This is a genomic window from Streptomyces sp. NEAU-sy36, from assembly GCF_013423905.1.
Classification (GTDB): Bacteria; Actinomycetota; Actinomycetes; order Streptomycetales; family Streptomycetaceae; genus Streptomyces; species Streptomyces misionensis.
Window position 1 is genome coordinate 8039805 of sequence record NZ_CP058977.1, and the last position, 19292, is coordinate 8059096.

Here is a 19292-nt window from a genome sequence, read left to right on the forward strand (position 1 = left end):
ACGATGCATCGCAACAGTACGATGCCTCCTATGACTGTGTGGGACCGGCCGGAGCCGCCGACTCAACCCGTGCCGCTCGACCGGGAGCGGATCGTCACCGCCGCCGTTGCACTGGCCGACGAGGGCGGGCTGGAGGCGGTGTCCTTGCGCAAGATCGCCGCCCGCCTGGACGCCGGTCCTATGCGGCTGTACCGATACATCTCCACCAAGGAGGAGTTGTTCGACCTCATGGTGGACGAGGTGTACGCCGAGATCCGCCCCACGGAGCAGCCCGGTGACTGGCGGGAGGCGTTGCGCATCCTCGCCCGGCGCACCAGGCAGGCCGCCCTCCGCCACGAATGGCTGGCCGACCTGCTCGGCGGTCGGCCGGCCCTGGGCCCGAACGGCCTCGCCATGACCGAGGCCACGCTGTCCGCCTTCGATGGCATCGCCGACATCGACACCGTCCTGCGCGCCGTGGAGACCGTCAGCGCTTACTTGATCGGCGCGATCAGACGCGAGATCGCGAACCTGCGGGCCGAACGCGCCACGGGCCTGTCCAAGCACGACTGGCAGCGGGCCTCCGGCCCGCATGTGACGAGGATGTTGGCCACGGGCCGCTTCCCGGCGCTGGCCAAGGCCGTGTACGACGGCACGGACGTGGACGCCGAGGCATCCTTCGCGACCGGCCTGGACTGGGTCCTCGACGCCGTAGCCGCCAAACTCGCCCGGCCGCCGGCGTGACACTCAGCTCCTGCCGAATGTGACGGGTCGTGCGGGCTTGCGCTGCCGCCACGAGCCTTACCAAAAGCCTCTCGCCTCGCCTCAGCGGTTAAGAGACACGGACAGCGACGAGAGATCGCGCCGGACTGTGTAATCACTCGGACGAGGGGTTTGCGCCGCAGGTGACGGGGCTGCTGTCGCAGCCGTTGTGGCTGTTCTGGGAGGACGAGCTGGGCAAGCGGGTCTCGCACGCTCCGGACTACTTCGCTCGGTTCGAAGGACGGGCGGGGGCTGGTGGTGGACTGCCGACCGCTGGACCGGATCGACGCACGGTCGGCGGCCAAGTGCGCAGCGGCGCGGGCGGCTTGTGAGGCCGTGGGGTGGGGATATCGCGTCGTCGGCGAGGTGGAACCGGTGCGGATGGTGAACGTCCGCTGGCTGGCGGGATACCGGAACGTCCCCACCCTCCGCGAAAAGCTCCGTTCCCACGCCTTCTCCAACGACGCACTCTTTCGCTGGACCGACTCCCTGGGACGATCACTGATGCTGGTGACGACGCCGGACGACTACGACGCCCTACAGGATGAGTCCCACTAAAACTGAAAGACTCCAGGTCACAGCCCCACCGTCCGACAGAACAAATGGGACCACCCCGGCTGTCCCCACGAGAGGCTCACCACCATTCAGATCCACTGGGCCGCCCGGCTTCGGAACCGTCCCAGCAGAACTGACAAGGCCCAGCTCGGAGACACCTCATCCATTCAGATCTTTTAGGAACGGACACCGGCCGTCAGCCTCGGCAGATGCAGAAGGGGTGGCCGGCCGGGTCCGTGAGGACGCGTGCCTTCCCGGCGTCGTGGGGCTGGTGTTCGGGCTTGCCCGCGCCCAGTTCCAGCAGCCGCGCCTCGGCCTCGTCCAGGTCCGGGACCTCGAAGCAGAGGTGCAGCTGCTGCGGAACCGTCTGCCCGGGCCAGCGCGGGGGCCGGTAGTCGTCGACCCGCTGGAATCCGATGAAGAGCCCGTCCTCGCGGTCCAGACCCGCGAAGTCCGCGTCCGACTTCGGATGCGGTGCGAAGCCGGTGGCCTGCTGGTAGAAGGCGGCCAGGGCCGGCGGATCGGGGCAGTCGAGCGTGATCGCGACCAGTCTCATCCGCGGGGACACGGCTCAGTCACCCCGCCCCTGGCCCCGCGGAGCGAGGACCTCCTGGCAGGTCGACCAGGCACGATCGGTCAGCAGGGGGCGCAGCCGGGTGAAGAGCGGGAGGAGTTCGGGGCCCTGGGCGTCGCGGAAGGCCGGGTCGACGCGGGTGATGTCGAGTTCGTTGGCGGCCGTCAACTCGGCGAAGTCACGGACCAGTTGCGGGTCGGGGACATGGGTGCGGCCGGTGAAGCGGTCGTGGAAGGGGGCATCGGGGGCCGGGAGGGCCGGGTAGGTGGCCGCGCGGTCGCAGGAGGCGTAGAGGCGGACGATCGCCTCGGCCTCCGCGCCGATCGCCTCGACGAGTTCGCCACGGCGGTCGGGGGACAGCAGCGCGGTCGGGAAGCCGTCCGTGCCGTAGCAGGCGTGGCACAGGCCCGCGAGCTGGAGGGCCGGGCGGGCGCCCCAGGTGGCGAGCAGTTCACGGACGCGCTGGAGGTGCACGAGGAGGGTGCCGCCCGGGTGGGCGACGCGGGTGGCGCCGAGCCGGCGCAGCAGCGCGGTGGCCTGCGCGGACGCGGCGAGGGAAGCGGACACGAGGCGGGTTCCTTCCGTCACTCGGGTCGGCACCCGTCCGTGCCTCCCGGGGTCCGGACCCCCGCGAAGGCGCCGGACGGGTTGCCGCCCTGGGCCCTGCGCTGATCATCCCGAGCCCGCCAATCCCAGTCAATCCTATGGATTTCTCCCTCCATCCAAGCTAAAGCTTGGGCATGACCTTGGACGATCTCCGTGTCTTCGTGGCGGTGTGCCGGGCGGGCAGCCTCAGTGCCGTCGCCCGGGAGCTGGACCGCACGCAGTCGGCCGTGAGCCAGCACGTGAAGCGGCTGGAACGGGAGACCGGGGTGAGCCTGCTGGAACGCCAGCCGCGCGGCGTCGTGCCGACCGAGGCGGGACGCGTGCTGCGGGACGCCGCGGCCGACGGCATCGCGGGGCTCGACCTGGCGCTGCGGCGCCTCGGGGACCTGGTCAGCGGCGACAGCGGCGCGGTGCGCGTCACCACGGGCGGGACGACGGTACGGCACTTCATGGCCGAGGCGATCGTCGCCTTCCGGCAGCGCCACCCGAGGGTGAGCCTGGAGTTCCAGACGGAGACCTCCAGCCGGAGCTGCTTCGACGCGCTCGTCGCCGACAAGCTGGACCTCGCCTGGGTCACCATCGGCGGGCCGGTGCGCGGCATCGAGCAGCGCACCGTCGTGGAACTCCCGTGGGTGCTCGCCGTCCGCGCGGACGACCCGCTGGCGGCCCGGTCCCGGATCGACGCCGCCGACCTCGCGGGGGTCAGCCTCATCCGGCTGCCGCAGAACTCCACCTCGGGCGTCCGCCTCGACGCCGCCCTCGCCGAACTGGGCATCCGCGGCAGCTCCGACACCAGCGTCGCCGACTGGGACACCGCCCTGCTGCTGGCCGAACTCGGCCTCGGCCACGCCGTGGTTCCGGCCCTGCCCGGCCGGCCCTCCCCCGGTGACGGCGACCGCCTGCGCCTCGTCCCCATCCCCGGCCTGCCCCCGCTCCCCGTCGGCTGGGCCGTCCGCCGCTGGGACGCCCTGACCCCGCTCGCCCGCGCCTTCGCCGACACCGTCGCCGCCTGCTGCACGGCCGGGGGCGAGAACGCGCCGGGCGCCGGGGCGCGGTGAGGAGCGGGCGCCGGCCGGCGGGGCGGTCGCCGGCTACGGCGTCGGCGCGCGCAGCCCTCTGACCCCGGGCGCGAGGAGTGCCGCCGCCGTGGCCGCCGTGATCAGCGCCGCGCAGGCAGCCAGCGCGTGGGCCGGGCCCACCGCCGTCGCCGCCGGGCCGGCCAGCAGGAGGCCGAGGGGGGCGAAGGAGAGGGAGCCGAACCAGTCGTAGGAGCTGACGCGGGAGAGGGCGTGCTCGGGGACCTCGCGGTGGATGGTCGTGGTCCACAGCACGCCGAAGACGTCGCTCGCGACGCCCGCGCCGAACATCGCGACGGCGATCAGCCAGACCGGGGCCGCGGCCGCGAGCAGGGCGATCGGGACGGCGGAGGGGAAGGTGCACAGGACCGCCACGAGGAGGGGGCGGGAGACCCGCACCCGGGCGGCCAGCCCGGCGCCCGCGATGGTGCCGACCGCCTGCGCCGCCACGACCACCGACCAGGCGCGCGCGCCGCCCAGCCGGCTTTCGGCCATCAGGGGGCCGAGGACGCCCGCGTTGGCGTTCAGCGCGGCAACGACGACGGCGTACTGGGCGACCACCACCCACAGCCACTGCCGGGACGAGAACTCCCGCCAGCCCTCCCGCAGTTCGGTCCAGCCGGAGGTGCCGCCCCGGGGCCGCACCGGCACCCGCAGCCGTGCCGTCAGCGCCGCGCTGATCCCGAAGGACGCGGCGTTCAGCGCCAGCGCCCAGCCCGCGCCCACCGCCGCCACGGTCACCCCGGACAGCGCGAGGCCCAGCAGCATGGAGCTGTTGGTGCCCACGCGGAGCAGGCCGTTGGCGCGTTGCAGACGGTCCGCGGGGACCAGCAGCGGAACCAGGCCCTCGGACGCGGGGGTGAACAGGGCCGTCGCCGTGCCGGCCAGGACGGCGAGGACGCACAGCCCCGGCAGCGGCGCCGCCTTGGTCAGCACCATGGCGGCCAGCACGCCGTACGCCCCCGCGCCGAGCACATCCGCCGCGGCCATCAGCGCCGAACGCGACATCCGGTCCGCGATCACTCCGCCCACCAGCACGAACAGCAGCTGCGGCAGCGCCTGGCAGGCCAGCACCAGGGACAGCCGGGCCGGGCCCGCGCCCGGCAGCGACAGCACCGCGAAGGCGAGGGCCACCCGCGCGAAGCCGTTGCCCAGCACGGAGACGACCCGCGCGGACAGCAGGAGGGTGAAGCGGGGGTAGCGCCACAGGGGCGGGACGGCCGCGGGGCCGCCCGGGATGGCCACGTCCTGGGGGGTCTCGCGCGAAGGCACCGTCACGGCCGGGCAGCCTAGGGGATCGGTCAGGAATGGAGAAGCACGCCCGCGCCGCCCCCGGTTACCGTGGCCCGCATGGACGAGGTCACCGCACAGCCCGCCGCCGACCGCCACGATCTGATCCGGGTGCACGGGGCACGCGAGAACAATCTGAAGGACGTCACCGTCGAGCTTCCCAAGCGCCGGCTGACGGTGTTCACGGGCGTGTCCGGCTCGGGCAAGAGCTCGCTGGTGTTCGACACGATCGCCGCCGAGTCGCAGCGGCTGATCAACGAGACGTACAGCGCGTTCCTGCAGGGCTTCATGCCGACTCTCGCCCGCCCCGACGTCGACGTGCTGGAGGGGCTGACCACCGCCATCATCGTGGACCAGCAGCGGATGGGCGCCGACCCGCGCTCCACCGTCGGCACCGTCACCGACGCGGGCGCCATGCTGCGCATCCTCTACAGCCGGCTCGGCACGCCGCACATCGGCTCGCCCAAGGCGTTCTCCTTCAACGTGGCCTCGATCAGCGGGGCCGGCGCGGTCACCGTGGAGCGCGGCGGCAAGCAGGTCAAGGAGCGGCGCAGCTTCAGCATCACCGGCGGCATGTGCCCGCGCTGCGAGGGCCGGGGCACCGTCACCGACCTCGACCTCACCCAGCTCTACGACGACTCGAAGTCGCTGCGCGAGGGCGCGCTGATGGTGCCCGGCTACAAGGCGGGCGGCTGGAACCACCGCCTGTACGCCGAGTCCGGTCTGGTCGACCCGGACAAGCCGATCCGCTCGTACACCAAGCGGGAACTGGCCGACTTCCTGCACCGCGAGCCGACCCGGATGAAGATCGCGGGCATCAACATGACGTACGAGGGGCTGATCCCGCGCATCCAGCGGTCGATGCTCGCCAAGGACCGGGAGGGGATGCAGCCGCACATCCGGGAGTTCGTGGACCGCGCGGTCACCTTCACCACCTGCCCCGACTGCGAGGGCACCCGGCTGACCGAGGCGGCCCGTTCCTCGAAGATCGACGGGATCGGGATCGCCGACGCGTGCGCGATGCAGATCAGCGATCTGGCGGACTGGGTGCGGAAGCTGACCGAGCCGTCGGTCGCACCGCTGCTGGAGTCGCTTCGGCAGACCCTCGACTCGTTCACGGAGATCGGCCTCGGCTACCTGTCGCTGGACCGGCCCGCGGGCACCCTGTCGGGCGGCGAGGCGCAGCGCGTGAAGATGATCCGGCACCTCGGGTCCTCGCTCACCGATGTGACGTACGTCTTCGACGAGCCCTCCATCGGCCTGCACCCGCACGACGTCCAGCGGATGAACGCGCTGCTGCTGCGGCTGCGCGACAAGGGCAACACGGTGCTCGTCGTGGAGCACAAGCCCGAGGTGATCGCGATCGCCGACCATGTGGTGGACCTCGGGCCGGGCGCGGGCACGGCGGGCGGCACGGTCTGCTACGAGGGGAGCCTCGCGGGGCTGCGGGCCGCGGGCACCCTCACCGGACGTCATCTGGACGACCGGGCGAGACTGAAGGAGACGGTGCGCGAGCCCACCGGCGCGCTGGAGATCCGGGGCGCCACCACGCACAACCTGCGCGGGGTCGACGTGGGCATCCCGCTCGGCGTGCTCACCGTGATCACCGGGGTCGCCGGGTCCGGCAAGAGTTCGCTGGTGCACGGGTCGATCCCGGCGGGCGCGGGTGTCGTAGCGGTCGACCAGACGCCGATCCGGGGTTCCCGGCGCAGCAACCCGGCGACGTACACCGGGCTCCTCGACCCGGTCCGCAAGGCCTTCGCCAAGGCCAACGGGGTCAAGCCCGCGCTGTTCAGCGCCAATTCGGAGGGCGCCTGCCCCAACTGCAACGGCGCGGGGGTCGTGTACACCGATCTCGCGATGATGGCCGGGGTCTCCACGACGTGCGAGGAGTGCGAGGGCAGGCGGTTCGAGGCGTCCGTGCTCCGGTACCGGCTCGGCGGGCGGGACATCAGCGAGGTGCTGGCGATGCCGGTGACCGAGGCGGCGGAGTTCTTCGGCGCGGGCGAGGCGCACACGCCCGCGGCGCACCGGATCCTCGGCCGGATGGCCGACGTGGGTCTCGGCTACCTCACCCTCGGCCAGCCGCTCACCACCCTGTCCGGCGGCGAGCGGCAGCGGCTGAAGCTGGCCACGCACATGGCCGACAAGGGCGGTGTCTACGTCCTGGACGAGCCGACCACCGGGCTCCACCTCGCCGACGTCGACCAACTCCTCGGCCTGCTCGACCGGTTGGTGGACTCCGGCAAGTCCGTGATCGTCGTGGAGCACCACCAGGCGGTCATGGCCCACGCCGACTGGATCATCGACCTCGGCCCGGGGGCCGGACACGACGGCGGTCGGATCGTCTTCGAGGGCACCCCGGCCGATCTGGTCGCGGCCCGCTCGACGGTCACCGGGGAGCACCTGGCGGCGTACGTGGGGGCGTGATCACACCCGCGCCACCCACTCCCCCACCAGCCGGAGATCGGCCTCCGTCAGGCCGTACCGGTGATCCACCCGGTGGAGGAGCGCCGGGCCCGGATGGTGCCCGGCGGTCCAGGCGCGGTCGGCCGCGCCGATCTCGTCGTCCACCCAGACGAAGGGCCGGCCCGCCGCCCAGGCGACCAGTGGCCGGGTCTTCCAGTGCAGCGGGCCGGGCGGGCCGTCCTCGTCCGGCCACCGCACGACCGGCAGCGCGGGCAGGCCGAGCCAGGGGGCGAGGACGGTGTTGGCCTCGTCCGCCCAGGTCGTCGCCCACACCAGCGCGCAGCCCAGCGCGGCGAGACGCGGGCCGAGGGCGGGATCGACGCGGGTCAGCAGGGGATGGCCGGGGCGGGAGGGGCCGGCGGCGGGCACCGGCGGGCCGTCGTGCACCGGGTATGCGTGGTCCGCCGCCCCGAACGGGATGAGCGGACCGTCGACGTCGAGGAAGAGCAGCATCACCGTCCAGGATCGCTCCCGGCACGGCCTGCGCGCAGCCCCTGCGGGCCGCGCGCCGCTCACTCCGTGAAGCCCTGCCGGGCCAGGATCTCGTCGATCCGGGCCCGGTGCGCGCGCTCCCAGTCGTCCAGCGTCTTCGCCGCCTCCTCGGCGAGCTTGGCCCGGGCGGCGTCGAGGACGCCGGCGCGGTCGGCGGCCGGGACGGCGACCACGCCCTCCTCGTCGGCCACGACCACGTCCCCCGCGCTGATCCGTACGCCCCCGCAGCGCACGGGTCTGCCCAGCGGGGTCGCCGCCTCCTTGGTGCCCGGGATCGGGACGATGCCCCGGGCGAAGACGGGGAATCCCATGTCACGGACTTCGGCGAGATCGCGGAGCAGTCCGTCGGCGACGAACGCCGCGACGCCGTTGCGCCGGGCCACGGCGCAGACGTTGCCACCGGCCAGGGCACGCGAGACGTCACCGGACTCGACCACGATCACCGAGCCGGGGGCGGCACGGTGGACGGCGGCGTGCAGCATGAGGTTGTCGCCGGGCGGGCAGTTCACGGTGAACGCCGGACCGGCCACCCGCGGCACCGGCCCCCACAGCGGCCGTATCCCGGCGTCCATGACCTGGGCGGGGCCGAGCAGGTCGGCGAGGGTGGTGGTCGGTACGTCCCGGAAGGCGGCGAAGTCGAAGTCGCCTGCCCCGTCGATGAGTTGACTCATGCCCGGCACGCTACCCGGCACCCCTCAGAACGGCAGCGGGCGACCGTGGACCACGTCCAGGCGGGACACCGCACGGGTCAGCAGCACGTAGAGCCGGTGGGCGCCGCGTTCCTCGGCTTCCATGACGGCGGCCGGTTCCACGGCGATGACATGGTCGTACTCCAGGCCCTTGACGAGGCTCGCGGGGACGAGGGTCAGGCGGGCGCCGAGGGCGTCGGGGGCCGCCGGGGCGAGGCCCGCCTCGGCGAGGGCGCGGGACAGGGCGGGCACGTCCGCGTCGGCCGCGAGCACGCCGACCGAACCCTCGCGGGCGAGGGCGCGGCGGGCGGCGGCCACCGTGGTGGCGAGGACGTCGTCGGTCGGGTGGAGGGCCAGTTCGCCGTCGGTGCGCAGCGACCGGGCGGGCGGGACCGGGACCGCCAGTCGGGCCAGCAGCCGGTTGGCGAGGGCCACGACGGCCGCCGGCACCCGGAACCCGGTGGTCAGGGACACCACCGCCGCGTCCGGCCGGCCGAGGTGGCGCAGTTGTGCGGACCAGTCGCGGGCGGCCCAGGGCGCGGTGCCCTGGGCGAGGTCGCCGAGGACGGTCAGCGAGCCGAAGGCGGCGCGGCGGGCGATGGCCCGGCACTCCATCGGCGAGAGGTCCTGTGCCTCGTCCACGACGACATGGCCGTACGCCTCGGGGTGTTCGATCAGCCCGGACAGCTCGTCCAGCAGCACCAGGTCGGCGGCCGACCAGCGGGCGGACTTGTACGAGCGCGGCGCCCGCGCCCAGCGCAGCGCCTGCTGCTCGCCGGGCTCCAGCACGCCCTCCGCGGCACGGGCCAGCGTTCCCGCGTCGGTGAGGAGCCGGAACAGCACCTCCTCCGGGCGGACCTTCGGCCACACCAGGTCGAGATGCGCGGTGAGCGGCCGGGCGTGCTCCATGCGCCGCGTCCAGGCGGCGGGCAGCACCCCGGAGCGCCGCTCGGCGCGCTCGCGCAGCCGCCGTACCGCCCGGGTGCGCACCCGCTCGCGGCCCACGGCGTACGGCGGTTCCTCCGCCCGCACCTCCCGGACCATGGCGGCGAGTTCGGCGGCGGGCACCCGCCACCGGTAGGAGCCGTCCGGTACGGCGAGGTCGGTCAAGCCGTCCGTGGTGACGTGCGCGTACAGCGCCCGGCGCAGCACCTCGGCCATGCGGGGGTCGTGCTTGACGGCGGCGGTGGGAGCCGGGTCGGTGCCGGTGACCGGGTGGCGGGCGATCTCGTCGAGGAGGGTGGACTGGCGCACCCCGGTCTCGCCGAGGGCGGGCAGTACCTCGGAGATGTACGCGAGGAAGGTGCGGTTGGGGCCGAGGATCAGCAGTCCGGAGCGCTGGAGGCGCCTCGGGTGGGTGTAGAGCAGGTACGCGGCGCGGTGCAGGCCGACCGCGGTCTTGCCGGTGCCGGGGGCGCCCTGCACGCACACCGAGTCGGCGAGGGCGGCGCGCACGAGGTCGTCCTGCTCGGGCTGGATGGTGGCGGCGATGTCCCGCATGGGGCCGACGCGGGGCCGTTCGATCTCGCGGGCGACGATGCCGCCGGGCCTGACCCCGCCCCCGGGACCGCCCTCGCGCAGGTGTTCGTCCTCCAGCGCCGTGAGGTCGGCGCTCTCCCCGGTGCTGCCCGGCGCCCAGCCGAACCGCCGCCGTACCGCGACGCCCTGCGGGTCGCGGGCGCTCGCCTGGTAGAAGGCGCGGGAGACGGGGGCCCGCCAGTCGACCACGAGGGGCGGGGCGGCGGGGCTCTCGGTGATGCGCAGCCGGCCGAGGTGGAAGCGGTGCCCGCCGTGCTCGGGGTGGTCGGCGGCGAAGTCGAGGCGGCCGAAGAACAGGGGGCCGGGCGGGAGTTCGCGCAGCGCCTTGGCCTGGCTGCGCAGCCGGCGGCCGAGCACCTCGGCGTCGGCACCGGAGGCGGAGACGTCCTCGCCGATGACGACCTGTTCGGCGGCGCCCTCGACCATCGCGGCGAGGACGGCCCGGCAGTCGTCGTGGTGGGCGCGCTCGGCCCGCAGGGCGTCGGTGAGGGCGGGGTCTGGCGTCATGGCGCCACCCTAACCCCAAAGCGTTACCGAGTTACATTTTTAACCGTGTCTCAATCGGTCTGGCGTTCCGGTGGGACCGGCACCGCCGCCGCCAGCCGCCCGAACGCCCGCTCCGCCGCCCGCATCGCGTCCGGCGCCACGTCCGCCACCCGCTCCCCCGCCGCGATCCGCCGCCAGTTGTCCAGGGCGAGGATCCGCTGGACGGCGATGATCTGCCCGGCCGCGAGCCGCGCGTCCAGGTCCCCGCCGAGCGCCTCGGCGAGCGCCGCCTCCGAGCGCTCCTGGTGCCGGTAGGCGCGCGCGACCAGGGCGGGGGTGCCGTAGAGCAGGGTGTGGAAGGCGAGCACCTGCGGGTGGTCGTTGAGCCCGGTGACCGGGTCGCGCCGCTCCAGGCCGGCGAGGAAGTGCCGGCGCAGCGCGTCCACCGGGTCCGGCTCCCCGGCGACCACCCGCGCGGCCTCCGTCTCGTGGTCCGCGATCCGGTGCAGGACCAGGTCCTCCTTGGCCGGGAAGTACCGGAAGAGGGTCGGCTTGGAGATCCCGGCGGCCGCGGCCACCTCCGCCACGGACACCGCGTCGAAGCCCCGTTCCAGGAACAGCCGTACGGCGGTGTCGGACACCTCCTGGTACGTGCGCTGCTTCTTGCGTTCGCGCAGACCCGTTTCACGCGGCTCGGTCTCACCCATGGGGCGAGCCTACGCACGTCTCAGGCGGGCCCCAGCCGCGGCAGCGCGTCCGGCCGCCCCGACAGCCCCAGCGAGGCCGTCGCCGCCGCCAGCGTCATGCCGTACGACGCCACCGCCCGCCGCACGTTCGGCGCGTCCAGGCTCGACCCGGTCACCAGCCGGTCGAGGTCGACGTAGGCCGAGCGGACCAGCTCGATCCAGCGGTAGACCGGCCAGTCCTCGCGCCAGTTGCGGGTGAACCGCTCCGGCAGCCGGGCCTCCCAGCGGCGGAACATCCGGTCCCGGATCTCCGGCCGGGTCGGGGTGAGGTGCATGTGCCGGACCAGCTCGTACAGCGGGTCCCCGACCAGGGCCATCTCCCAGTCGATGAGGGTCAGGGCGGGTCCGTCGTCGCGGCGCACCAGGTTCCACGGGTTCAGGTCGCCGTGCAGCAGGGCGGGGGCGCGGTCGGTGACGCGGTGGCGGGCGAGGATCTCGCGCAACCGGGGAGCGTCGGGCAGTCCGAGGAAGCGGGCGGTCTGCCGGGACTCGCGGGGCAGGCCCTCGACCAGCGAGACCAGTTGCTCGTTCAGCCAGCCGTGGAAGCCGGGCCGGCCGCCGAGCGGATCGAGTCCTGCGTGGTCGACCCCGGTCAGCGCGGCCAGCTGGTCGACCAGGCAGTCCGCCTCGTGCGGGCGCAGTCCGTGCACCGGGTGGTCGGGACGGCGGCCCAGGTCGCGGGCGCCCTCGTAGGTGTGGACGGCGAAGCGGTCGGCGTGGTGGCGGTGGGCCGGGTCGGTGGCGTGACTGGTGCCCAGGGCGAGGACCCGGGGCGCGGCGACCGCCACCCCGGAGCGTTCGATGGCGGCGAGGACGGCGTGCTCGCTGAGGAAGCTGCGTTCGCGGCGCGGCACGACGGTGACCTCGCGGCGCACGACCACGGGGAAGCCGGTGCCCGGCACCCGCAGCACGGTGGTCAGGTGGGTGGCGCCCTTGAACACCCGCTCGGCCGGGGCGGCGCCCTCCAGGAACAGGGCGTCGGCGACCGCCCGGTGCGGGAAGTCGGGGTGCTCGGGGACCCGCCGGTCGGGCACCCAGCCGATGCCGCGGGGGCGCCGGCCCGGCCGGGAGGCGCCGCGCCGGAAGAGGACGCGCTCGATCTCGCGCTCGCCCGGCACCCGGCCGAGGCACAGCGGTTCGGTGGCCGCGCGCAGCGCGTCGCCCACGGCGGCGGTGGCCCGGGCCAGGGCCGCCGGGCCGAAGGACCGCTCCAGGGCGCGAACGGCCCCGACGACATCGGCGTAGAGGGCCTGGGCGTGCACGAGCGCGAGGTGGTGGGGCAGGTCCTTGCCGAGTCCGGCGACGGCGGCGGGCCGCACCCGGTGCACCGCCTCGGCCCAGGCCCGCACGGTCGCCTCCCGCTCGGGGCCGCTGCGGCCCGTCCGCACCAGGTGGACGGCGAGGTCGTACAACGGGTCGCCGTAGCTCGCCAGTTCCCAGCCCGTGCAGTGCAGGCCGTCGGCCGTGCGGACGAGCCGGCCGGGGCCCAGGTCGCCGTGGAGGAGGCCGTAGGGCCGACGGGTCAGCGCGGGCACCCGGTCGGCGAACCGGACGAGCGCGTCCTCGGGGACGCCGAGGGCGGTGAACAGGCCGCCGTACGCGCGCCAGTCGGGGTGGCGGACCTGCCGGTCGGCGAGGCGGGCCAGGGTGCGCACGAACCCCTGGGAGTCGGTGTGGTTGCGCGGCCAGTGCGCGGGCAGCGGCGGCAGCGCGGGGCCGCGCACCTGGGTGACGGCCGCGAGCAGGGCGGCCGCGGCCTCCGGCGGCGGCCCGCCGCCGGTTTCCGGCACCCGGCCGTCCACATGGCTGTGGATGAGGTAACCGTCCCCGGCGGCCAGGCACTCGGGAACCTCCGGCAGCACCCGGTGGACCGCGCGCAGGATCTCCGCCTCGCCGCCCCAGGTGCGGACGGCCGGCGCGGCGTCCGGCCGGGGCAGCCGCACGGTCACGAGCGTGCCCGGGGCCCGGCCGAGCAGACCGGCGAGCGGTTCGGTCAGCGGCAGCACGTGGTCGCGGTGGCGCGGGCCCTCGCGCGTCACCCCCTCGGCCGCGGCACGGGCCGCGAACGCGCGGCAGGCGGCGTCCGTGCGCGTGCTCCCGGCACGCTCCGCCGCCGCGGTGGGGGGAACTGGGGGTGCGCCCACTGGCCGCTCCGAGGGTCGATCGCACAAGGGGGAGGACCTGTCGGACGACGGGTCCGGGGAAACGCTATTCCCCCGTGGTGGCCGGTGCGGCCTCCGGGCGCGGTGGAGTAGCCGAACGGGTGGTCCGCCGCCCGGCTGTGCCGGGGCGGGGGCCGGGAACCGGTTCGGCGCCGGCCCCCGTGCCCGGGTGCGCGCGGCGGGCGGTGACCGGCCGCGCCGACAGGTTAACCGGCCCGCCCACCGTTCCTGAGCAGGCGCAACAGCGGTTCCAGCGAGCGGACGACGTGGGTGGCCCCGGCCGCGCGCAGCGGCTTCTCCTTGTCCTCGTTGCGGGCGTAGCCCAGGAAGGGGACCCCGGCGTCGCGGGCCGCGGCGAAGTCCGAGGGGGCGTCGCCGATCATCAGGGCGTCGGCGGGTGCGGCACCGGTCGCGCTGAGGGCGCGCAGCAGGCAGTGCGGGTCCGGCTTGAGGTGGTGCAGCTGCCCGGTACGGCCGTACAGGTGCGGGGCGAAGCAGGCGGTCAGGCCCCGGGACTCCAGATAGGTGCGCACCACCCGGGGCGAGTTGTTGGTGGTGACGGCGAGCCGGGCGCCGACGGCGGTCCAGGTGCGGATCACGGGGTCGGCGTAGGCGGTGGGCAGGGCGGAGGAGGCGGCGCGCAGTTCCTCCTGGGTGAGGCGTTCCTCCAGGCCGGTGACGAGGTCGCTGCCGGGGCGGCTGCGGCCCACCGCGCGCAGCACCACCTGGGGGTCCGGCGTCGTCCGCTCGGACTCGGTGAGCAGGCCGTGCAGGCCCTGCCGCTCCAGCCAGCCGACCAGGTCGGCGGCGATCCGCTCGGCCTTGTGGCCGGCGAACAGCCGGCAGATGGGGCCGTCGAAGTCCCACAGCACGACCTGGGCAGAAGTGATCAGTACACGAAGCTTCTCGATCTCGTTCGCATCAGAAGTCGTATGAGAAGTCACTAGGAGAGTGTCAGGTCCGTGGAGATGGTTTCCCAGAGGGCGTCGAACCACTTCTGCGATTCCTCCACGAAAGCGGCGTCCCGCTGTCCGGCCCGCTGCTCGAAGGAGAAGAGCAGGGACTCGGAGCCGACCGCGTCGTACATCTCCAGCGTCCCCCGGTCGGTGGCCTCGGCGCGGCGCGTGATCATGTAGTGGGCGAACAGCGCCTCGTCCCCGTTGAGCAGGTAGAGCTTCACCGGAGGGGTGAACGGCAGCGCCCGGAAGGTGACGTCGACCTCGATGTCGTGGGTGCCGCGCAGGGCCTGGAGGTTGTACCGGAGCACCTGCCCCTGGGCGTTGCGCATCGCCAGCCAGCGCTGGTGCACCGCGTCGTCCTCCGCGCCGCCGGCCTCGACGGAGACCGGGAAGGCGAGGTTGATCTCCCTGGACGGCAGCAGGATCCGGGCGTCGATCCGCTCCGGGCGCAGCCTGCCCTCGTGGATCAGGCGCAGTGGCTCGCCGAGGGCGGGGATCAGGCTCTGCGCGGTCAGGCAGAGGGCGTCGATGCGCACGTGCGGCGCCGCGAACGCCTCGGTGAGCCGGGGCGCGAGGGCCACCATGGTCGGCTGCGGCTCGTCGGGCCCGGACTGCGGCTCGGCGACCCGCGGTGGACTGCCCTTGGTCACATCGCTGAGCAGACCGTCCTGTTGCAGCACCCGCAGCGCCTGCCGCACCGCACCGCGCTCCACGCCGAACTCCTCGGCCAGCTCCGCCTGGGTGGGCAGCCGTTCACCCGGCCGCAGGACTCCGGCACGAATGCGTTCGCGCAGGACACCGGCGATCTCCCGAGGGTTGTGCCTGCCGCTTCCGTTCACTGCCACCTGCTCCTGAGTCACAACCAAACGCTACAACTCACTTCCATCCAAGGGCAGTTGTCGCGCAGTTGTTTATCAAGTGGCACCAAGTGGGCGGTTGGCGGTAGTTGTTGGTCGCCAACTCCCCGAGTTGGCCGGGCGACACCGCCGACGGGGACGCGTGGTGCGGTACGCCGGCGGCCGCCGCGCGCCGGAATTGGCCGAATTGCGCTCGCTCCACGAACAAACCAGGCAACTTCCCGCCAACATCGGTCCGTTCCCCGACAGCCGGTTATAAGCCGCCCTCCAGCGGAGATAAGTGGAGTAAGTTGGCAGCCAACTCGGCTGACATGGTCAAGCTTTCCCGTGGTTGGCCGTACCGGGCCCCGAACCGGAGGGGAGCCGGGAGCCCGGACCGGGGACGGCCGGCGAAGCGCACAGCCACAACTGAAGACGCCGACAACTGAACACGACGCGCACAGCCACAACTGAACACCGCCAAGCACAGCCACAACTGAACAACCCGCTACGGATACTCGGTTCAGCGCCGCTGACGAGGGGAGCGGTCAGAACATGTCCGGGCACCACGGGAGCCCGGGCGAGCGGAACAGGGCGTCGGCCTGACGGGCGGCGCCCTCTCGCTCTTCACGCACCCGGCCCAGCGCGGCGAGCCGCAGCAGCGACTCCCCGCCCAGCCACACCGACGCCAGTTCCCGAACGTGCAGGGCGAGATCGGCGCTCGCGGTGGTCGGCGTACAGGACGCGCCGGAGGGCGAGGCGTCCAGCCGGTAGCGGCCGGCGGCGAACCCGGCCTCGTCCTCGATCTCCAGCACCAGTGCGCCCTCCCGGTCGTACGTGCGCGCCTCCAGGGCCCGTACGACGTCCAGGACGCGCACCCAGAGCCAGTCCCCGTGCTCGGTGATCCGGGCGGCGCGCGGGTCGGGCAGGCACAGCGGCAGCAGGTCGTCGGGGGCGCGGTAGCCGCTGTCGACCCTGGAGACCCAGTCGATGGAGCACAGGTAGTGCCACAGCCCGCGCTCGGCCGCCGGGGTGGTCCCGAACAGCTTGAAGACGTTCGCGGTCTGGTCGGGCTGCTTGCCCGACCAGGTCCGGTCACTGGCGTACGACACCAGGCCCTGGGCCTCGCCGTGGGCCGCGCGGTAGAGGGCGTACGTCGGCTCCTTGAACTCGGCGTGGGTGCGCAGCACCCCGGTGTGCTCCTGCCACCACAGCTCGCCGCGGCTGATCGCGCCGGGCCGGCCGAGGCGGAACCGGTCGTGCAGCTCCGGGCCCAGCTTGCGCACCTCCTCGGCGTCCAGCAGCTCGATCCGGCCGCCGTCGTCCGGACCCGACCAGCGCGGGTCGAGGCCGGACCGCCGGGTCTCGACGGTCCACCGGCTCGCCCAGGTGGCCGGGCCGAAGCCGAAGCGGCCGTAGATCGGGTACTCGGCGGCGATCAGCGTGGCGACCACGTCACCGCGCTCCCGCGCCGCAGCGAGGTCCTGGGCCATCATCCGGCTCAGCATGCCGCGGCGGCGGTGGGTGGGGCTGACGGTGACGCCGCTGATGGCGTCGGCGGGGACCACCCCGCCGCCCACCACGGTCAGTTCCTGCTCGAAGGAGCGCAGGGTGGCCACCCAGCGGCCGTCGTCGACGATCCCCAGGTACCGCCCCGGCACGAACTTCTTCCGGCGGGCGTCCAGTTGCTCGCGGGCGATGACCGGCGGATCGGTGAAGCCCACGGACAGGGCGCGCTGCCAGTCGTCGAAATCGGCCTCGGTGACGGTGCGGACGTCGTTCATGGGCCCACCGTAGGCAGCCGCCCCGCCGGGTGTCCCCTCGATTTCCGCCTCACACCAGAAGATCGTCGACCTGTGCCTCGCCCACCCGGTAGCGGCGGGCGATCTCCCCGCCGCAGCCGTCTGCGGTGTGCTGCAGGCGCTGGCGGCACCGCGAGACCTCCTGCTCGTTGCGCACCAACCGGCTCATGGCGACGGTCAGTTCGAGGTCGGTCCGCGCGGTGAGGTCGCTCAGCTCCACCTCGCCGAGCATCTCGGCGGCCAGTCGGCGCACCTCCTCGTTGTGCGGGGGGCCGACGGTCACATGGCGGGCCGAGGAACGGTGCCGGGCCGGGGCGTCCCGCAGGATCTCCGGGAGCAGCTCGACCACGGAGGTGTCCTCCGGCGTGGGCACCGCCGCCCGGCCGCGCCGCGCCAGCTCCGCGCGCAGGATGTCGATCCGGCCCTGCAGCAGCCGCCGCACATAACTGAGATCGGCCTCGTCGCGCTGGGCGTCGCGGCGCAGCGCGCGCAGTTCGGGCAGGCTCAGCCGGGACAGCTCGGACCCGGACGGCCGGGCGGGCGAGGCGGTGACGCCCCTGGGCTCGTCGGCCCGCTGCACGGGCGGCCGGAAGGTCCCCTGCGGGGCCGGCAGCTCGCTGGTGCTGGAAGTGCTCATGTGGTTCTGACCGTCCCCTCGACCGGCGTGTGACAGCATCGTGCCACCCCCGGCGCACAGTATGTGACCGAGTGCCCCCGAACAGCCCCGGATGGGCGGTAAGGGTTCCATAAGCATCCGCCTGTGACCGTCCCGCGCCGACCCGGCATCATGGTCCGCATGCGTGCGGTGGTGCAGAGAGTGGACGGCGCGAGCGTCGTCGTGAACGGCGAGACGGTGGGCGCGATCGAGGGCGAGGGCCTGTGCGTGCTCGTCGGCGTGACCCACGACGACACCAAGGAGAAGGCGGCGCAGCTGGCCCGCAAGCTCTGGTCGATCCGGATGCTGACCGGGGAGCGCTCGTGCAGCGATGCCGACGCCCCCCTGCTGGTCATCAGCCAGTTCACCCTGTACGGCGACGCCCGCAAGGGCCGCCGCCCCACGTGGAACGCCGCCGCGCCCGGCGATGTGGCGGAGCCGCTGGTGGAGGAAGTGGTGGCGCGGCTGCGGGCGCTCGGCGCGACGGTGGCGACCGGGCGGTTCGGGGCGCAGATGCGGGTCTCGCTCACGAACGACGGGCCGTTCACGGTGCTGCTGGAGATGTAGCGCGCCCGGCCGGGGCGGGCCGCGCGCCGGTCGCTCCCGGCGCCGCGGCCGGGCACCCGGCCCACGCCCCGCGGCGCTACGGCTCGACCACGGTCTCCTGCGCCGCCGCCGTCTCTCCGGCCAGGAGCCGCGCGTCCACCGGCACGTTCCGCTTCACCAGCGCGAGCGCCACCGGACCCAGCTCGTGGTGGCGCACCGACGTCGTCACGAAGCCGATCTTGCGGCCGTCGGGGCCCTCGTCCGCCAGACGGAGTTCGGTGCCCGGCGCCGGGAGGTGGACCTCGCTGCCGTCGAGGTGCAGGAAGACCAGGCGGCGCGGCGGCTTGCCCAGGTTCTGGACCCGGGCGACGGTCTCCTGCCCCCGGTAGCAGCCCTTCTGGAGGTGCACCGCCGTTCCTATCCAGCCCAGCTCGTGCGGGATCGTGCGGTGGTCGGTCTCGAAGCCGAGCCGGGGCCGGTGCTGCTCCACCCGCAGCGCCTCGTGCGCGAGCAGCCCCGCCGCGGGCCCGTGGGTGGCCGCGAAGGACTCCAGGTCCTCGCGCGGCAGGAAGAGGTCACGGCCGTACGCCGTCTCGCGTACGACGACGCCCTCGGGCACCTGCGCGATGGACCCGGCGGGCAGGTGGACCACCGCGAAGTCGGCGGTGCGGTCGGCGACGTCCACCCGGTAGAAGAACTTCATCGACTCCAGGTAGGCGACCAGCGCCTCGCGCGTGCCCGGCTCGACGTGCGCCCAGACCGTGGTGCCGTCGTCCACCAGGTAGAGCGCGTGCTCGATGTGTCCGTGCGCGGACAGGATCAGCGCCTCGGTGGCCTGGCCGGCGGGCAGTTCGCTGACGTGCTGGGTGAGCAGCAGGTGCAACCAGGACAGCCGGTCCTCGCCGGTGACGGTGATGACACCGCGGTGGGAGAGATCGACGAATCCGGTGCCGTCGGCGAGGGCACGCTGCTCGCGGAACAGGTCGCCGTAGTGGGCGGCGACACCTTCGTCCACGCCCTCGGCGGGGACGGCGCCGGGCAGGGACAGCAGGGGGCTCTTCATATGAGC

18 protein-coding genes are annotated in these 19292 nt (G+C 73.8%); 5 read left to right on the forward strand and 13 right to left on the reverse strand.

Annotated features, from left to right (window positions below; translation table 11 throughout):
* The first annotated feature begins 30 nt into the window (after positions 1–30).
* Both HZZ00_RS35350 and HZZ00_RS38945 read left to right on the forward strand, forming a co-directional pair.
* Entirely contained in the window at positions 31–723 is a 693-nt protein-coding gene (locus HZZ00_RS35350) for a TetR/AcrR family transcriptional regulator (RefSeq protein ID WP_180330111.1), read from the forward strand.
* Positions 724–996: 273 nt separating this feature from the next.
* Entirely contained in the window at positions 997–1299 is a 303-nt protein-coding gene (locus HZZ00_RS38945; RefSeq protein ID WP_257585544.1) for a hypothetical protein, read from the forward strand.
* A 193-nt stretch (positions 1300–1492) separates the two neighbouring features.
* Here HZZ00_RS38945 and HZZ00_RS35360 read toward each other — a convergent pair whose 3' ends face one another.
* Complete coding sequence (locus tag HZZ00_RS35360) at positions 1493–1864, reverse strand: VOC family protein (protein ID WP_180330112.1); 372 nt, start codon at positions 1862–1864, stop codon at positions 1493–1495.
* A gap of 3 nt (positions 1865–1867) precedes the next feature.
* Positions 1868–2437: a DUF6817 domain-containing protein gene (locus tag HZZ00_RS35365; protein WP_180330113.1), complete on the reverse strand. Its 570-nt coding sequence runs from the start codon at positions 2435–2437 to the stop codon at positions 1868–1870.
* A gap of 173 nt (positions 2438–2610) precedes the next feature.
* Between HZZ00_RS35365 and HZZ00_RS35370 the strand changes: the two genes are divergently transcribed.
* Positions 2611–3534, forward strand: coding sequence for a LysR family transcriptional regulator (locus HZZ00_RS35370; protein WP_180330114.1), 924 nt, complete (start codon positions 2611–2613; stop codon positions 3532–3534).
* A gap of 33 nt (positions 3535–3567) precedes the next feature.
* On the opposite strand, the gene HZZ00_RS35375 is transcribed toward HZZ00_RS35370, so the two are convergent.
* Positions 3568–4830 (reverse strand): MFS transporter, encoded by a 1263-nt coding sequence (locus HZZ00_RS35375; protein ID WP_257585545.1) that lies wholly within the window; start codon positions 4828–4830, stop codon positions 3568–3570.
* A 72-nt stretch (positions 4831–4902) separates the two neighbouring features.
* Here HZZ00_RS35375 and HZZ00_RS35380 point away from each other — a divergent pair, with 72 nt between their 5' ends.
* The gene (locus tag HZZ00_RS35380) at positions 4903–7272 is read left to right on the forward strand and encodes an excinuclease ABC subunit UvrA (protein WP_180330115.1); all 2370 of its coding nucleotides are present in this window, start codon (positions 4903–4905) and stop codon (positions 7270–7272) included.
* On the opposite strand, the gene HZZ00_RS35385 is transcribed toward HZZ00_RS35380, so the two are convergent.
* The 9 genes from HZZ00_RS35385 to HZZ00_RS35425 form a co-directional block, all read right to left on the reverse strand.
* Complete coding sequence (locus HZZ00_RS35385) at positions 7273–7764, reverse strand: HAD domain-containing protein (RefSeq protein WP_180330116.1); 492 nt, start codon at positions 7762–7764, stop codon at positions 7273–7275.
* A 59-nt stretch (positions 7765–7823) separates the two neighbouring features.
* Entirely contained in the window at positions 7824–8474 is a 651-nt protein-coding gene (locus tag HZZ00_RS35390; RefSeq protein WP_180330117.1) for an RraA family protein, read from the reverse strand.
* Positions 8475–8498: 24 nt separating this feature from the next.
* Positions 8499–10538 (reverse strand): AAA family ATPase, encoded by a 2040-nt coding sequence (locus tag HZZ00_RS35395; protein WP_180330118.1) that lies wholly within the window; start codon positions 10536–10538, stop codon positions 8499–8501.
* A 50-nt stretch (positions 10539–10588) separates the two neighbouring features.
* Entirely contained in the window at positions 10589–11224 is a 636-nt protein-coding gene (locus tag HZZ00_RS35400) for a TetR/AcrR family transcriptional regulator (protein WP_180330119.1), read from the reverse strand.
* A gap of 20 nt (positions 11225–11244) precedes the next feature.
* Complete coding sequence (locus HZZ00_RS35405) at positions 11245–13407, reverse strand: phosphotransferase family protein (RefSeq protein ID WP_180330120.1); 2163 nt, start codon at positions 13405–13407, stop codon at positions 11245–11247.
* A gap of 224 nt (positions 13408–13631) precedes the next feature.
* Positions 13632–14369 carry an HAD family hydrolase gene (locus HZZ00_RS35410; protein WP_257585546.1) on the reverse strand — a complete coding sequence of 246 codons (738 nt, stop codon included), beginning with the start codon at positions 14367–14369 and terminating at the stop codon, positions 13632–13634.
* Positions 14369–15223, reverse strand: coding sequence for a winged helix-turn-helix domain-containing protein (locus HZZ00_RS35415; RefSeq protein ID WP_257586037.1), 855 nt, complete (start codon positions 15221–15223; stop codon positions 14369–14371). Before HZZ00_RS35415 ends, HZZ00_RS35410 begins: the two co-directional genes overlap by 1 nt.
* A gap of 545 nt (positions 15224–15768) precedes the next feature.
* On the reverse strand, positions 15769–17004 hold the full coding sequence (locus tag HZZ00_RS35420; RefSeq protein WP_180330123.1) for a GNAT family N-acetyltransferase: 1236 nt from the start codon (positions 17002–17004) through the stop codon (positions 15769–15771).
* 49 nt (positions 17005–17053) lie between these two features.
* The gene (locus HZZ00_RS35425; protein ID WP_180330124.1) at positions 17054–17659 is read right to left on the reverse strand and encodes an aerial mycelium formation protein; all 606 of its coding nucleotides are present in this window, start codon (positions 17657–17659) and stop codon (positions 17054–17056) included.
* A 159-nt stretch (positions 17660–17818) separates the two neighbouring features.
* On the opposite strand from HZZ00_RS35425, the gene dtd reads away from it, so the two are divergent.
* Positions 17819–18244 carry a D-aminoacyl-tRNA deacylase gene (dtd, locus tag HZZ00_RS35430; RefSeq protein WP_180330125.1) on the forward strand — a complete coding sequence of 142 codons (426 nt, stop codon included), beginning with the start codon at positions 17819–17821 and terminating at the stop codon, positions 18242–18244.
* Between the two features lie 76 nt (positions 18245–18320).
* Here the strand turns inward: dtd and HZZ00_RS35435 are convergent, their stop codons facing one another.
* Entirely contained in the window at positions 18321–19286 is a 966-nt protein-coding gene (locus HZZ00_RS35435; protein ID WP_180330126.1) for a folate-binding protein YgfZ, read from the reverse strand.
* Between the last annotated feature and the right edge of the window lie 6 nt (positions 19287–19292).